Origin of the sequence: Trabulsiella odontotermitis, assembly GCF_030053895.1 — a bacterium.
Lineage (GTDB): Bacteria > Pseudomonadota > Gammaproteobacteria > Enterobacterales > Enterobacteriaceae > Trabulsiella > Trabulsiella odontotermitis_C.
Genome location: NZ_CP125781.1, coordinates 4076057 through 4091660 on the forward strand (window position 1 = coordinate 4076057; position 15604 = coordinate 4091660).

General features: G+C 55.1%; 11 protein-coding genes. 10 read left to right on the plus strand and 1 reads right to left on the minus strand.

The features are described from left to right. Window positions 1-138: 138 nt before the first annotated feature. The gene (msrA, locus tag QMG90_RS19310; RefSeq protein WP_283281311.1) at window positions 139-780 is read left to right on the plus strand and encodes a peptide-methionine (S)-S-oxide reductase MsrA; all 642 of its coding nucleotides are present in this window, start codon (window positions 139-141) and stop codon (window positions 778-780) included. On the opposite strand, the gene QMG90_RS19315 is transcribed toward msrA, so the two are convergent. Next, window positions 781-1839, minus strand: a complete 1059-nt coding sequence (locus QMG90_RS19315) for a LacI family DNA-binding transcriptional regulator (protein ID WP_283281312.1) — start codon at window positions 1837-1839, stop codon at window positions 781-783. It abuts the gene before it with no gap. Window positions 1840-2030: 191 nt separating this feature from the next. On the opposite strand from QMG90_RS19315, the gene QMG90_RS19320 reads away from it, so the two are divergent. The 9 genes from QMG90_RS19320 (at window position 2031) to QMG90_RS19360 (ending at window position 15567) form a co-directional block, all read left to right on the plus strand. Continuing rightward, window positions 2031-3185, plus strand: coding sequence for a Gfo/Idh/MocA family protein (locus tag QMG90_RS19320; protein WP_283281313.1), 1155 nt, complete (start codon window positions 2031-2033; stop codon window positions 3183-3185). A gap of 16 nt (window positions 3186-3201) precedes the next feature. After that, entirely contained in the window at window positions 3202-4395 is a 1194-nt protein-coding gene (locus QMG90_RS19325; RefSeq protein ID WP_283281314.1) for a Gfo/Idh/MocA family protein, read from the plus strand. Next, window positions 4382-5461, plus strand: a complete 1080-nt coding sequence (locus QMG90_RS19330; RefSeq protein WP_283281315.1) for a Gfo/Idh/MocA family protein — start codon at window positions 4382-4384, stop codon at window positions 5459-5461. The genes QMG90_RS19325 and QMG90_RS19330 overlap by 14 nt, the downstream gene beginning before the upstream one ends. Continuing rightward, a complete protein-coding gene (locus QMG90_RS19335; protein WP_283281316.1) occupies window positions 5458-6486 on the plus strand; it encodes a Gfo/Idh/MocA family protein in 1029 nt (342 codons plus the stop codon). The genes QMG90_RS19330 and QMG90_RS19335 overlap by 4 nt, the downstream gene beginning before the upstream one ends. A 36-nt stretch (window positions 6487-6522) precedes the next feature. Continuing rightward, on the plus strand, window positions 6523-8070 hold the full coding sequence (locus tag QMG90_RS19340) for an MFS transporter (RefSeq protein ID WP_283281317.1): 1548 nt from the start codon (window positions 6523-6525) through the stop codon (window positions 8068-8070). A gap of 9 nt (window positions 8071-8079) precedes the next feature. Continuing rightward, window positions 8080-9147 (plus strand): glycoside hydrolase 5 family protein, encoded by a 1068-nt coding sequence (locus QMG90_RS19345; protein WP_283281318.1) that lies wholly within the window; start codon window positions 8080-8082, stop codon window positions 9145-9147. A gap of 183 nt (window positions 9148-9330) precedes the next feature. After that, window positions 9331-10674, plus strand: a complete 1344-nt coding sequence (gene paeA / locus QMG90_RS19350; protein WP_283281320.1) for a polyamine export protein PaeA — start codon at window positions 9331-9333, stop codon at window positions 10672-10674. Window positions 10675-11281: 607 nt separating this feature from the next. Continuing rightward, entirely contained in the window at window positions 11282-15238 is a 3957-nt protein-coding gene (locus QMG90_RS19355; protein ID WP_283281322.1) for an RHS repeat-associated core domain-containing protein, read from the plus strand. Beyond that, window positions 15235-15567: a hypothetical protein gene (locus QMG90_RS19360; protein ID WP_283281323.1), complete on the plus strand. Its 333-nt coding sequence runs from the start codon at window positions 15235-15237 to the stop codon at window positions 15565-15567. The genes QMG90_RS19355 and QMG90_RS19360 overlap by 4 nt, the downstream gene beginning before the upstream one ends. The last annotated feature ends 37 nt before the right edge of the window (window positions 15568-15604 follow it).

Here is a 15604-nt window from a genome sequence, read left to right on the forward strand (position 1 = left end):
TAACAATCCATTATCATTGGACTGAAAAAAAGACAACTTAGCTATATTCTCGTATGTTTAAATCTAGTTGCTTATTGTGTTAAAAGACGCAGCCTGTGACAACCTTAACCACAATTTCCTTTTCCCGGAGGCCAAATCGTGAGTCTTTTCGATAAAAACCATCTTGTCAGCCAGTCGGATGCGTTACCCGGTCGCAATACGCCAATGCCAGTGGCGACGTTGCATGCTGTTAACAATCACTCCATGACCAACGTACCGGACGGCATGGAAATCGCGCTGTTTGCCATGGGATGCTTCTGGGGCGTGGAACGGCTGTTCTGGCAGTTGCCGGGGGTGTACAGCACCGCGGCGGGCTACACCGGCGGTTTTACGCCCAACCCGACGTACCGCGAAGTCTGCAGCGGGGAGACCGGCCATGCGGAAGCCGTGCGCGTAGTGTACGATCCGAAAGTCGTCAGTTACGAACAACTGCTGCAGGTCTTCTGGGAAAACCACGATCCGGCGCAGGGCATGCGCCAGGGCAACGATCACGGTACGCAGTATCGTTCAGCGATTTATCCGCTGACGCCGGAGCAGGAAACCGCGGCGAAAGCCAGCCTCGGGCGTTTCCAGGCGGCGATGCGCGCCGCGGGGGATGACCGCCAGGTCACCACGGAGATCGCTGCCGCAAAACCGTTTTATTACGCGGAAGACGATCACCAGCAGTATCTGCACAAGAATCCGTACGGCTATTGCGGCATCGGCGGCATTGGGGTTTGCCTGCCGCCACAAACGGCATAATCAGGCGTCAAGCGCCACGCGAGCCGCGTGGCGCGTGGCATTCATCACCGAACCAAAATCCCGCATTTGCCCCTGCAACAGCAGATTAAACACCGGCGCCTGCGGCCGGTTCAGACGTTGCTGTAGCAAATGCACCGCCTCAATCCCCAGATCGCGACAGGGTACCGCAATCCCGTTGACCGGCGTCGCCAGCCCATTTTCCAGATTCCACATTACATCGGTGGTAATAAGCGAAATGTCTTCCGGCACGCGGAGATTGTGCCGCGCCAGCACCCGCAATACCCCCGTGGTCATATCGCTGCAGCCAGGGAAAATCACCTCGGGCCAGAGTTCACGTGGTCGTGCGGCCAGCCACGTTTCCAGCGCCTGCTCTGCCTCCCTGGCAGAAAAGCCTTCGGTCACCAGCAAATCCTGTTGTGGATCAAACGGCACATGGCAGTCGCGGTACGCTTCTTTGATGCCGTTCAACCGCTCATACAGCGTCTCCCGGCGCAGCGTGGTAATAGACAGCACCCGCCGGTGTCCCTGCCCGAAGACGTAGCGCAGCGCGTAAAAGCCGATGGCGCGGTGATCCGGCGAAACCGCATCCAGCCGCATTTCGCGATCATGAGTATTAATTAATACGCAGGGTTTGTTCAGCGTGGCGGCAACGTTAAACAGCGTGTCGTCATCACAGCCAATGATGATGATTGCATTGATATCTTTATGATTCGCCTTTTCCAGAAAGAGCTTAACATCTGCCCGCTGCTCTTCCAGCCCACAATAGCTCAGCCAGACGTTGTGCGGTTTCAGCGCCTGCGCGATCCCGCGCGTCACTTCCAGATAAAAGATATCGCCCCGGGCGTTGAAGGTTCTGCCGGGCGCGAAGACAGCAATGCCGTTGATCAGCAGCCGACCGGACGCCAGCTCATCCAGCACGCCCAGCTCCCGCGCGCAGCGCACGATGGCCTCACGGGCTTTGTCGCTGCTGTAGGACTTACCGCTTAATACCCGGGACACGGTACTGATGGAGTAGCCGGTGAGCGCCGCAATTTCCTCCATTTTCAGCTTACCTGGCATTATGTGACCTCCCTCGCAATCAATTTCTGCAATTATTTGCAGACCCAGCGTTCTGTTTTTTAAACCAAATTTTCTTCGCGTAGTGATTTTCTTATCCGCCCTGCGAGCGTTCTCACAAATTCTCATTGTCGCTTTTTTCTCTGTTTTTTATGTTCCGCACATTCCCCTCTGACGCTGAATGAAGGTAAGAAATGGAGAAGGTACGTTTTGGCATTATTGGTGTCGGTAATATCGGTACAGTCCACGCGCGTTACCTGCTGGCAGACCAGATTGAGGGCGCCAGCCTTACTGCTGTCTGCGATCACAACCCCGAAAAACATGCCGCGATCCGCCGTCTCACCGGCACCGACGTTCCGCTGTTTGATAATGCAGAAGAGATGATCAACAGCGGTTTAATTGACGCGGTGATTGTCGCCACGCCGCACTATGACCACCCGGCGCTGTCAATGATGGCCATGCGCGCGGGCATCCACACGCTGTGCGAAAAACCGGCAGGGGTCTACACCGCCCAGGTGCAAGAGATGAACGCCTGTGCCCGCGAGTGCGACGTACAGTTTGGCATCATGTACAACCAGCGCCCGAACCCGCTGTATCAGAAAGTGAAGGATCTCATCGACAGCGGCGAACTGGGCGAGATCCGCCGTTCCAACTGGATCATCACCAACTGGTATCGCTCGCAGAGTTACTACAACTCCGGCGGCTGGCGCGCCACCTGGAAAGGCGAAGGTGGCGGCGTGCTGCTGAATCAGGATCCGCATCAACTGGATCTCTGGCAGTGGCTGGTCGGCATGCCGGTGCGGCTGCGGGCCTTCTGCCAGTTCGGCAAACACCGGGATATCGAAGTGGAAGACGAGGTGACCGCGTATGCGGAATACGCCAACGGCGCCACTGGTGTGTTCATCACAACCATTGCCGAAACGCCAGGCACCAATCGTCTGGAAATTGTCGGCAGTCGCGGCAAAGTGGTGGTCGAAGCGGGCCAGCTTCGCTTCTGGCGGCTGCGTGAATCCGAAACCGACTTCAACGCCCGCTGGCAAAACGGCTTCGGCGAGCCAGAATGCTGGGAAGTGTCGATTCCCTGTGCGCCGGAGTGCAGCGATCACCAGGTCATTACCGCCAACTTTACCGCTGCTATTCTGCGCGGCGAACCGCTGATTGCTCCCGGTTACGACGGCATTCACGGCCTGACGCTCTCCAACGCCATGCATCTTTCCACCTGGACCGACGACTGGGTCAGTCTCCCCTTTGACGAACAGCACTACTACGCCCTGCTGCAACAGCGCATCGCGGCCTCCGTCGAAAAACCGGTCGCCAGCCGCACGCTGGACGCCTCCGGTAGCTGGTAATCACAGGGGAAACAACATGCTCAATATCGCCATTGTGGGAACCGGAAACATCTCACACCACCATATTCAGGGCTATTTGCAGTTTCCAGAGCGCTGTCGGATCGTCGCGCTGGTGGATATCTATCCGGAGAAAGCGCGGGATAAAAAAGCCCGCTACGGGCTGAGTCATGCCCGCGTTTACGCCAGCCACCAGCAACTGCTGGAGGACGGCGCGAATATCGATATTGTCGACGTCTGTACGCCGCCGTATGTGCATGCGGAAATCAGCATCGCTGCGCTGCGTGCCGGAAAACATGTGCTGTGTGAAAAGCCGATGGCCGCGTCACTGGAAGAGTGCGATGCCATGATAGCGGCGCAACAGGCCAGCGGAAAACAGCTGTCGATTATTGCCCAGAACCGTTTTACCGATGCCTTCTGGCGACTGAAAGCGGCGGTGAATTCCGGGCTCGCGGGGAAATTCTGCCATGCGCAAGTGGATTCACTGTGGTGGCGCGGTCACTGTTATTACGACCTCTGGTGGCGCGGCACCTGGGAAAAAGAGGGTGGCGGCTGTACGCTAAACCACGCGGTACATCACATCGACGCCATGCTGTGGTTGCTCGGTGTTCCCGATGACGTCAGCGCCATGATGAGTAACGTGGCTCACAACAACGCTGAAGTGGAAGATCTCACGTCTGCCATTTTCCGGTACCACAATGGCGCGCTGGCGCAGCTTACCGCATCGGTGGTGCATCACGGCAAAGAACAAAAAATCGTGATTCAGGGAGAGAAGGCGCGCATTTCCGCGCCGTGGAAAACCGTGGCCTTTCAGAGTGCGGACAACGGCTTTCCCGAAGACGCACACGACACCGACCGCGAAGCGCGCCTCAACGCCCTTCATGACGCCACACCCTCGCTCCCCTGGACGCTTCATGCCGGGCAGGTAGACAACCTGCTCAGCGCCATTGAGCACAATACGCCGCCACTCGTCGATGGCCTGCAGGGCAAACGGGCGCTGGAGGTGATCACCGCGATCTATGCGTCGGCGATTACTGGTCGCATCGTGTCATTGCCCATCCCTCCTGACGATCCTTTTTACTGTACCGGCGGCCTTACCGCCCTTGCCCCGCGCTTTTACGAAAAAACCGCTTCCGTTACCCGCTTTCGCGAAGTGGGAGCGATTCCCCTCGGCCAAAATCTGGATGAGAGAACCCCCGATGAACAAAAATGATGGCATGAATTACGCCCCGACAGGGAAACCGCAGCCGGTCGTCAAACCGGGCGAATTTGTCTTTGCTGCCGCAGCCCTTGACCACGGTCATATTTACGGCATGTGCAACGGGTTGCTGGAAGCTGGCGGCACCCTGAAATGGGTCTGGGACGCTAACCGTCAGAAATGCGAAGACTTTGTGCGCCAGTATCCGCAGGTGAAGATTGCCGATTCGCTGGCAACAATTCTGGCTGACGATGACGTGCAGCTCGTTGCCGGAGCGGCTATTCCCGCGCAACGCTGCGCGTTGGGGCTACAGGTGATGGCCGCCGGGAAGGACTATTTTACCGATAAAGCGCCGCTGACCACCCTTGCACAGCTGGACGACGCCAAAGCCATGGTGGCCCGATCCGGGCGGAAATATGCCGTCTATTACAGCGAGCGTCTGCACGTTGAAAGCGCGGTTTTCGCCGGACAACTGGTGAAACAAGGGGCGATTGGTCAGGTGATACAAACCCTCGGCACCGGGCCTCACCGGGAGGGCCAGGGCCGTCCGGACTGGTTCTATGAGCGCCGCGATTTTGGCGGCATTCTCTGTGACATCGGCAGCCATCAGATTGAGCAGTTTCTGTTCTTCACCGGCAATCACGACGCCACCATCGTCGCCAGCCAGACGCGCAACGTTAACCATCCCCAGTACTCCCGTTTCGAGGATTTCGGCGATGCCCTGCTGCGCGGCGAAAACGGCGCCACTGGTTATTTTCGCTGCGACTGGTTCACGCCGGACGGCCTCTCCACCTGGGGCGACGGCCGTCTGACGCTGCTCGGCACCGGGGGTTACATTGAGATCCGCAAATATGTCGATCTGACGCGCGGCGAGCAGGATGTGGTCTATCTGGTCAACCGTGACGGTGAATTCCGCTACCCGGTTGCCGGTCAGGTGGGTTTTCCCTTCTTTGGCGAGTTAATCCTCGACTGCCTGAACCGCACTGAACACGCCATGAGCCAGGCGCATGCGTTTAAAGCCGCCGAGCTGTGCGTGAAAGCGCAGATGCTGGCGAATGCTTCTGCCGGAGGCGCGCGATGACCTCGCTCAACGCCGCCATTATTGGCTGTGGCGCCATCCACCGTAACCACGTCGACGCGCTTCGCCTGCTCCCTGACGTGGATTTGCGAGCCATTGCCGAAGTAGATACGCCGAAAGGCGAGCACCTGGCGCAACGCTATGGCTGCCGGTTTTATCGCGACTACCAGGAGATGCTGCTGGCCCATGACATTGATGTGGTCCATATCTGCACGCCGCACTACCTGCACAAACCGATGATCATGGCGGCACTGGCGGCAGGGAAACATGTCTTCAGCGAGAAACCGGTTGCTATGTCTGGCGGTGATATTGCCGAGATCCGCCACGCCGCTTACGCCTCAACCGGGCGGCTCGGGGTCTGTTATCAGAACCGCGTGAACCCCACCAGCCAGACCATTGACGCATTGCTGACGGCGGGAACGCTCGGTGAGATGCACAGCATCAAAGCCATTCTGACCTGGTCGCGGAGTGACGCCTATTATCGCGACAGCGACTGGCGTGGCTGGTTTGCCACCGAAGGCGGCAGTCTGCTCATCAACCAGGCCATTCATACGCTCGATCTGATGCAGTGGTTTGGCGGCGGCGTCAGACGGGTTAAAGGCGTGGTGGATAACGCCACCCTGAACGAAGTCACGGAGGCGGAGGACAGCGCCATGGCGACGTTCGAATTTCATAACGGCGCGCGCGGACTGTTCTATGCCAGCAACGCTCACGTCACCGATTCACCGCTGCTGCTGGAGATCCACTGCCAGCATGGCACCCTGCGGCTACAGGACAACATTCTGTGGCTTCTCACCGGCGATGGTCAGCGCGAGCTGGCCCGTGACACCGCTCCGGATGGCGGCAAAAGCTACTGGGGCACAGGGCATCAACAGGCGATCGCACACTTTTACCATGCGCTTCGCCACCCCACGGCTGACGGCGTAATGGATCTTGACGCGGCGGCCTGTTCCTTACAACTGGTAGAGGCGATATACCGCTCATCCCAGTTACGACGATGGATAAATCTCACTGATGTAATCGATTAATTCCAGCCATAAAAACCCTACACACTGGAAAATAATATGACTAAACCTACTGAACGCAGAGTCGGTTACGGGATCGCTATTGGCTATGGCGTAACCGACCTTTTTGGCGGAGGCGCCTTCGCCATCATCGGCACCTGGCTTCTGTTTTTCTATACCACCTATTGTGGTCTGAGCGTATTAGAGGCCGGATCAATATTCGCGATTGCCCGCGTTATTGACGCGTTATTAAGCCCGGTAATGGGTTATATTACGGATAATTTTGGCAACACGTGGCTTGGCCGTAAATTTGGTCGCCGCCGTTTCTTTTTATTACTCAGCTCACCGTTAATGTTTTTATACGCCCTGCTGTGGCTGACTGACATGGGCTACTGGTATTACCTGGGCACTTATCTGTCTATCGAGCTGCTCTCCGCAATGGTGCTGGTGCCGTGGGAGACGCTGGCCGCCGAGATGACCAACCGCTACGAAGAGCGCAGCCGTCTTTCCGGCGTCCGCATGATCTGCTCCCAGCTCGGTGGTTTTCTCGCAGTTTCTGTGCCGGGGGTAATTATGCAATTTACCGGCAAAGATAATCCCTTTACCTATACGCTGACTGGCCTGTTGTTTTCCGCCATCTTTTGCATTGCGGTATTTATTACCTGGCGTTGTACCTGGGAGGCAAAAGATGTTCAGGAGGAAAATACGTTTCAGCCTGAAATACAGCGACGCGGCGGTTTACTGAATCATTTAAAATATCTGGTACTGGATCTGCTCTCCTCTTTCCGTATTCGCGCCTTTCGTCTGCATATTATTATTTATATCTTTTCGTTTACGGCGATGGATGTCTTTGGCTCCGTTTTCACCTATTACGTGGTTTATTGCCTGAGTCAGGATGCCGCCGCGGTTTCTGGCTGGCTGAGCATCGCCGCTTTTGCGTCAGTGCCTGGCACCTGGTGCTTTATGCAACTGCTTAACCGCTTTAATGTGACGCCATCCGCCGCGCTGCGCCTCTCTTACGGCTGCATTTTCTTCGTGCTGGCGTTTCTGTTTTATATCTACCTCACGGAAACCGCGGTTTCGAACCTGCTGTTTTCCGCGATTTTTATCCTGCTCGGGGCGGCGCGCTCGGGGTTGTATTACATACCGTGGAACATCTATAGCTTCATTCCCGACATTGACGAAATGGTCACCCAACAGCGTCGCGAAGGGATTTTCGCCGGCGTGATGGTGCTGACGCGCAAAAGTACCGTGGCACTGGCGATCCTGATCATCGGCCTGGTGCTGGAAGAGGCCGGTTTTGTGAAGGGTAGCGGTGTTCAGCCGGAAAGCGCTCTGCAGGCAATCATCGGCCTGATGATTTTTGCGACCGCCGGGCTGCTGGCTGTCAGCTTCTTTACCACGTACCGCTTTAAACTGACCCGCGACACGCACAAGCTGCTGCTCAAAGAGATCGCCCGCCGCAAGCTGGGTGGCGATTACCGCGACTGCGAGCCTGCGGCCCGTGAGGTGATTAAACAACTGACTGGCTATGCATACGATGAAGTCTGGGGCGGCACGCGTGCCGGTCATCGTCAACAGACCGTGCGCGTGTCCGGAATGGAGTAAGGAGCCCGTATGTATCAACAATGGAGTATCGAAGAGGCCCGGGCGTGGTATCAGCAACTGCCATGGGGTTGCGGTTTTAACTATCTTCCGCGCACAGCGGTGAACTGGACGGAAATGTGGCAGCAGGAGAGTTTTGATGCCGCCACCCTCGACCAGGAGCTGAGCTGGGCCAGCCGTTACGGCTATAACCAGTTGCGTACCAACCTGCCGTTTATCGTCTGGCAGCATGATCGCGACGGGCTGCTGTCGCGCATCGACCAGTTTTTAGCGATCGCCGCCCGCCATCAACTCCGGGTGATGCTGACCCTGCTGGATGACTGTGCCTTTTCCGGCGATGAACCGTTTCTCGGGCCGCAAAAAACGCCGCGCCCGGGCATTCATAACAGCCAGGCGGCGGCCAGTCCGGGGCGCCAGCAGGTGATGGATCGCAATCGCTGGCCGGAGATTGAACGCTACGTGCGTGACGTGGTGCGCCATTTCCGCGACGATCCGCGCGTATTGTTGTGGGATCTCTACAATGAGCCTGGCAACGGTGGGATTTTCACCGACGAAGGCGAATGCCATCAGTTCGACGATATGCTGGAGTTGTACGCCCTTTCACTGATGACCCGGCTGTTTCAGTGGGCGCGGGAAGAGCAACCGCAGCAACCGCTGACCGTGGGCGCCTGGCATATTGCCGATCGCCACGATTGTCGCCACGCCTTTATTCACCCCATTGATGCCGCCGCGCTGCACCTTTCCGATGTCATCAGCTATCACGCCTATGTGGATACGCCGGGGCAACTGGGGATCCTGAAACAGCTCTCCCGGCATCAGCGCCCCATTTTTTGTACCGAGTGGCTGGCGCGGCATGTGGGAAGCACGATGGTGGAACAATTGCCGTTGTTCAGAGCGCAGCGCGTGAGCGCTTTTCACTGGGGGCTGGTGCAGGGGAAAACCCAAACCTGGCTACCCTGGCCCGATATCGCGCGTGAAAACCCGCAACCGTCGTTGTGGTTCCATGACGTCCTGACGGCGGACGGGAAAGCGTTTAGCCAGACCGAAATGGCGCTGATCCGCCAGCTCAACAAAGCCTGAAGCGCCCTCTGGTGACTTTACAGCCCTTTACGCTATACTAACCTCGAAATCACCGGTCCATGGCCTTCGGACCGGTTTTTCTTGTCAAATCTCACGCTTAGTACACACGATCATTCATGAATGAGGTGTATAAAAGTGAGCAACTTCCCTTCCGAGGATCTGGCCTGAACGGCCGGATAAGATATGTTAAACAGTATTTTAGTAATACTTTGTCTGATTGGCGTCAGCGCATTTTTCTCGATGTCCGAGATTTCGCTTGCAGCCTCACGAAAAATCAAACTCAAACTGCTCGCCGATGATGGCGACATCAACGCACAACGCGTGCTGAAAATGCAGGAAAACCCCGGCACCTTCTTTACGGTGGTGCAGATCGGCCTCAACGCCGTCGCCATCCTTGGCGGTATCGTGGGGGATGCGGCATTTTCACCAGCGTTTTACGGCATCTTAAGTAACTATGTGTCACCCGAACTGGCAGAACAACTGAGTTTTATTCTCTCCTTCTCGCTGGTCACCGGCATGTTCATTCTCATCGCCGACCTGACACCGAAACGCATCGGTATGATTGCGCCCGAAGCTGTGGCTTTGCGTATCATCAACCCGATGCGCTTCTGCCTGTTCGTTTTCCGCCCGCTGGTCTGGTGCTTTAACGGCATGGCGAACACGATCTTCCGTATCTTCAAACTGCCGATGGTGCGTAAAGACGACATCACCTCTGATGACATCTACGCCGTGGTGGAAGCCGGTGCGCTGGCCGGGGTGCTGCGTAAGCAGGAACATGAGCTTATTGAGAACGTGTTTGAACTGGAATCACGCACCGTACCGTCTTCCATGACGTCGCGTGAGAGCATTATCTGGTTCGACATCAACGAAGATGAGCAGAGCCTGAAAAACAAAGTCGCGGAGCATCCGCACTCGAAGTTCCTCGTCTGTAAAGAAGATATCGACCACATCATCGGCTACGTCGATTCCAAAGACCTGCTGAACCGCGTGCTGGCGAATCAGAGTCTGGCGCTGACCGGCGGCGTGCAGATCCGCAATACGCTGATTGTGCCGGATACGCTGACGCTCTCCGAAGCGCTGGAAAGTTTCAAAACCGCCGGTGAAGATTTCGCAGTGATCATGAACGAATACGCGCTGGTGGTGGGGATCATCACCCTGAACGACGTGATGACCACGCTGATGGGCGACCTGGTCGGTCAGGGGCTGGAAGAGCAGATTGTCGCACGCGACGAAAACTCCTGGCTCATCGACGGCGGTACGCCGATTGACGACGTGATGCGCGTGCTGGATATCGACGAGTTCCCGCAGTCCGGCAACTATGAAACCATCGGCGGCTTCATGATGTTTATGCTGCGCAAAATCCCGAAACGCACCGATGCGGTGAAGTTCTCTGGCTACAAGTTTGAAGTGGTGGATATTGATAACTACCGCATCGACCAGTTGCTGGTGACGCGCATCGACAGCAAACCGACGGTGCTGACGCCAAAACTGCCGGATGCGGAAGAGCAGAAGAAAGGTGCCGCGTAAGGCCTGATAGATAACCATGGGCCGCTTTATTATCGTGGCGAGCAGTCTGTTTTTGCACTGACCATATTAGAAAGAAGTCCTGGCTTTTCAGTCAGGACTCTGTTAACAGCCTGAAGCGCCATGAGGGTGCTTTTTTGCTTTTCAGCCCCCTTCTCTTCAAAGTTAATTAAGCAATCTCTCCTTCACGGCTTTCGCCGCCTGCTTCATCTTTATAAGGTCTTCGCGTCGCTGCTGCATGTCGTCATTGTCTGGATCAACGTAATGCAATCGCCAGTAATCCAGGTGGTGCTGGTGCTCCCTCTGCCGATATCGAACCCGAGGCGGAGGAGCCTCAGCAGGGATCTCGCCACTGACAAAAAATAAATCTGGAAAGCTTCACACGAAATTCTTACACATTGAATAAATCCTTATTATTCAACAATAAATCATTCATTTAATAGATAATTTCTTTCGTGATGTAGATCACAGTTGCTTCTCTGCATACATGTAAGCATCCTTATAAAAATATCTAACTTATTGTTTTATTTGCTTTATTTATAATTTCTTAGCTTACATCATGTTAGTAAATAAATAAGAGAACAATAAACCATAGCAAAAGGATTTGACCATGACAGGAAAACCCGCCGCCCGACAGGGTGACATGACCGCCATCGGCGGCCCGATAGTACAGGGCTCCGCCGGGGTCTTCATTGGTGCCCCTACCGGCGTGGCCTGCTCGGTGTGTCCCGGTGGTATCACTTATGGTTCTCCAGTTAACCCGTTGCTCGGGGCTAAAGTGCTTCCCGGCGAAACCGATGTAGCGCTACCCGGGCCACTTCCTTTTGTGCTTTCCCGCTCATACAGCAGCTACCAGACAAAGACGCCCGCTCCGGTGGGTATCTTCGGCCCCGGCTGGTATGCCCCCTCTGATATCCACTTACAGATACGCGACGGCGAGATCGTCCTTAACGACAGCGGCGGACGCAGCATCCACTTTGACCCACTGTTTCCCGGCGAAACCGCCTTCAGCCGCAGCGAGTCGCTCTGGCTGGCCCGCTGCGGTACATTGAAACTGCATGAGAGTAACGTATTACACCGACTGTGGCAGGCTCTACCGGAGTCCATTCGGCTGAGCCCGCACATGTACCTGGCAACCTCCAGCCCGCAGGGGCCGTGGTGGCTGCTCGGTTGGGCTGATCGCGTGCCCGGCGTAGATGAAGCACTGCCCGCTCCGCTGCCGTCCCATCGGATATTGACTGGATTGGTGGATGGTTTCGGTCACGCTCTGACCTTTCACCGGGAGGCTCGGGGGGATTTCACCGGATACATCACGGCTGTGACCGACGGGGCCGGACGTCGCTTTCGCCTGGAACTTGCGCGAATAAGCGGCGTACCGCAGACCCACTACGGCGCGGATGAGGGCGTGCGCCTGGCGGCACTCTGGCTCACCCATGATCCTGAGTATCCGGATAAGCTGCCCCCAGTGGCTCTGGTGCGCTATGAGTATTCATCACGCGGCGAGCTGGCGGCAGTATACGACCGGGGAGATGCGCAGGTGCGATGCTTTGATTATGACCCGCAGCATCCAGGCCGGATGGTAGCCCATCAGTATGCCGGACGACCAAAAACCGTCTACCGCTATGATGCCGCCGGGCGTGTGGTGGAACAACATAATCCTGCCGACCTGAGTTATACCTACAGGTATGAGAAAAACACTGTCACCATTACCGACAACCTGAACCGCCATGAGGTGCTACACACCGAAGGCGAAAGAGGTATGAAGCGGGTTATAAAAAAAGATCTGGCGGACGGTAGTTCCACTCACAGTGAATTCGATCCAGCAGGCAGACTGATTGCACAAACGGATGCGGCGGGCCGCAAAACACAATATCGGCTGAGCCCAGGATCCGGCCTGCTGACGGAAATCGTCACTCCGGATGGTAGATCGCAACAATTTAACTATAACGGCCAGCACCTGCTTATCATCGCTACCGGCGCTGACGGCCTGAGCAGCAGAAAGGAGTATGATGACCTGGGCAGACTGGCGGCAGAGACCTCCCGTCGGGGCGATGTCACCCGCTATTTTTATGCTGACTCGCAGAGTGAATATCCTTCCGCCACCGAAGCCCCCTCAGGCAGTCGCAAACATATGACGTGGAGTCGCTACGGGCAGTTGCTGACCTTCACCGACTGCTCAGGCTACGAAACCCGCTATGAATACAACCGCTTCGGGCAGATCACGGCCATACATCAGGAAGAAGACCTAAGCCATTACTGGGCTTACGACTCACGCGGCAGACTGGTCAGTCGTAAAGATACACCGGGCCTTGAAACACGCTATGAATACAGCGTGGCGGGTGACCTGACGACGGTAGTGTCCCCGGACGGCAGCCGCAGAGAAACGCAGTACGACGCGGGGGGCCGACCGATCAGTATTACCGAAGGTGGCCTGACCCGAAAAATGAAATACGACGCTGCCGGGCGCATCACCACCCTAGTGAATGAAAACAACGCCACAACCACTTTCTCCTGGGATCCGATGGATCGTCTGGTGGCAGAACGCGGCTTCGACGGCAGGATACGGCATTACCACTACAGCGTTTCCGGGCATCTCATCCGCAGCGAAGACGAAGGCCTGGTTACGCTGTGGCACTATGATGCATCAGATCGCCTGACGCACCGTACGGTGAACGATGAAGAGGCCGAACGCTGGCAATACAACGAGTACGGCTGGCTGAAAGATATCAGCCATCACAGCAACGGCCATCGTGTGACCGTGCACTATGACTATGATGAGACAGGCCGGATGACTCGTGAGAGACAGACCGTCCATACCCCCGATGCCGGTGAATTGCAATGGGAGCATACCACCGCGTACGAATACCGGAACAGCCTGGTGTACCGGACCACCTCCGACCATTTACCGCCGGTGGAATGGTTGACGTACGGCTCCGGTTACCTGGCGGGCATGAAATTCGGTAATGAGCCCCTAATTGACTTCATCCGTGACCGCTTGCATCGAGAGACACTACGTAGCTTCGGAACTTACGAGCTGGCTAGCGCGTATACCGCAAGCGGACAGCTACAAGACCATACGCTGAGCCTGTCGGCATTCAACCGGGAGTACATATATAACAACAGCGGAGAGCTGGTACACATCCACGCCCCCCTGCAACAGCGACATTATCAGTACGACGCGGCGGGAAGGCTGAATCAGGAATACCAGACCCACACAAAGACCACAAAGGAATACTTCACCGACCCGGCAGGTAACCGGATTGCTGGTCAGCAACAGTACCCGGCACTGCCTGCACGCTTCCCCGATAACCGACTAAGTGAAGACGTGAACTGGTTTTACCACCACGACGCTCACGGCAGGCTGACGGAAAAGGATGAGCGCCGCGTTCGCGACGGCGGCAGCCATACCCATCACTATTCCTACGATAGTCAGCACCGACTGATACATTATGTTCGAACCCAACAGGGGCAGCCGCTGGAAGAAAGCCGGTATCTGTATGATCCGCTGGGCCGCCGCATCGCCGCAAAGACAATGCAAGGCACCACCTGGTACGGCTGGGACGGCGACCGGCTGACCACCGCGCAGACGGACAACCACCGCGTCCAGACGGTTTACCTGCCGGGCAGCTTCACCCCTCTGCTCAGAATCGAAACATCGATGGAAGAGCTTAAAAAAGCGGCACACCGCTCACTGGCGGAGAAGCTTCAGCAAGACGCAGGCATGACCTTCATGTCGGAGCTGGTAACTATGCTGGACGACCTGGAACAGGAGCTGCGACTGGGTAAAATCAGTGAAGCGAACCGCCAGTGGCTGGCACAGTGCGGACTGACTCCGGCACAGATGGAAAACCAGATGGAACCCGTGTACACGCCACTGCGTAAAATCCACCTGTATCACTGCGACCACCGCGGCCTGCCGCTGGCGTTGATACAGACCGATGGCGGAATCGCGTGGAGTGCAGAATACGATGAATGGGGCAACATGTTGCGGGAAGATAACCCGGATGATCTGGAGCAACTTATCCGTTTGCCAGGGCAACAGTACGATAAAGAGACGGGGCTGCACTATAACCGTCACCGGTATTATGACCCAACGCAGGGTCGGTATATTACTCAGGATCCTATCGGGTTGAGGGGGGGATGGAACCCTTATACGTATCCATTGAATCCTATCCAATTTGTAGATCCATTAGGCTTAGCTCAAGTTTGTTCAAGACCTCTCAAAGGTTCGCGAGGTATTAGAACAAATGGCATGACAGGTCTTGATCTTGGCGTTTTCCATGCACACATATTCTTCGATGATGGTACTAATATCGGCTTCGGGGGTGATAGTGGGTTATTTAGTGAGCCTAAAACTAATGATTACACCTGTAATAAAGAAAAATATAATGATGATATAATGAAAAAAGCAGTCGAGATAGTCAAAAACGAACCAGATAATTTATTGTTTCCGGAAGGAAGTAAGCAATATGGAAATGATAACTATAACTTCATAGTGAATAACTGTCAGGACTTTGTAAGCGATGTTCTGGATGAGTACAAAAAATTAGAAGGTGCGAAACAATGAGCCGTTTTCTAGTAAAAATTGTTATCGCTGATATATTTATATTATCAATTCAGGCGGCATTGCTACTTTATCGTCCATTTTATTCACAGAGAAATAATTTAATATCTGATTTGTTTATTCATTTAATTTTTACTATGAAAAATGATATTATACTCTTTTTAAACCTGCCTTTATTGATTTTTTTGTATTACGCATTATTTTTTTTAACACATAAAATGGATGGTTTGATACTGAGATTATCCCTGTTGGGAATTTTAAATTTTATTATTCTGTATTGTATTTCTTGGATTGAAATGCTTCTTTTAATAGCAAATGACGTTAGGGGATAGAAGTACGAATACGGTATGTGGAGACAGTGAAGCAAAC

Bases quoted from the DNA above. Each gene is read 5' to 3' on its own strand.
- QMG90_RS19340 (WP_283281317.1), top strand. From the start codon at position 6,523: ATGACTAAACCTACTGAACGCAGAGTCGGTTACGGGATCGCTATTGGC.
- QMG90_RS19360 (WP_283281323.1), top strand. From the start codon at position 15,235: ATGAGCCGTTTTCTAGTAAAAATTGTTATCGCTGATATATTTATATTA.
- QMG90_RS19325 (WP_283281314.1), top strand. From the start codon at position 3,202: ATGCTCAATATCGCCATTGTGGGAACCGGAAACATCTCACACCACCAT.
- paeA (WP_283281320.1), top strand. From the start codon at position 9,331: ATGTTAAACAGTATTTTAGTAATACTTTGTCTGATTGGCGTCAGCGCA.
- QMG90_RS19330 (WP_283281315.1), top strand. From the start codon at position 4,382: ATGAACAAAAATGATGGCATGAATTACGCCCCGACAGGGAAACCGCAG.
- QMG90_RS19315 (WP_283281312.1), bottom strand. From the start codon at position 1,839: ATGCCAGGTAAGCTGAAAATGGAGGAAATTGCGGCGCTCACCGGCTAC.
- QMG90_RS19335 (WP_283281316.1), top strand. From the start codon at position 5,458: ATGACCTCGCTCAACGCCGCCATTATTGGCTGTGGCGCCATCCACCGT.
- QMG90_RS19355 (WP_283281322.1), top strand. From the start codon at position 11,282: ATGACAGGAAAACCCGCCGCCCGACAGGGTGACATGACCGCCATCGGC.
- QMG90_RS19320 (WP_283281313.1), top strand. From the start codon at position 2,031: ATGGAGAAGGTACGTTTTGGCATTATTGGTGTCGGTAATATCGGTACA.
- QMG90_RS19345 (WP_283281318.1), top strand. From the start codon at position 8,080: ATGTATCAACAATGGAGTATCGAAGAGGCCCGGGCGTGGTATCAGCAA.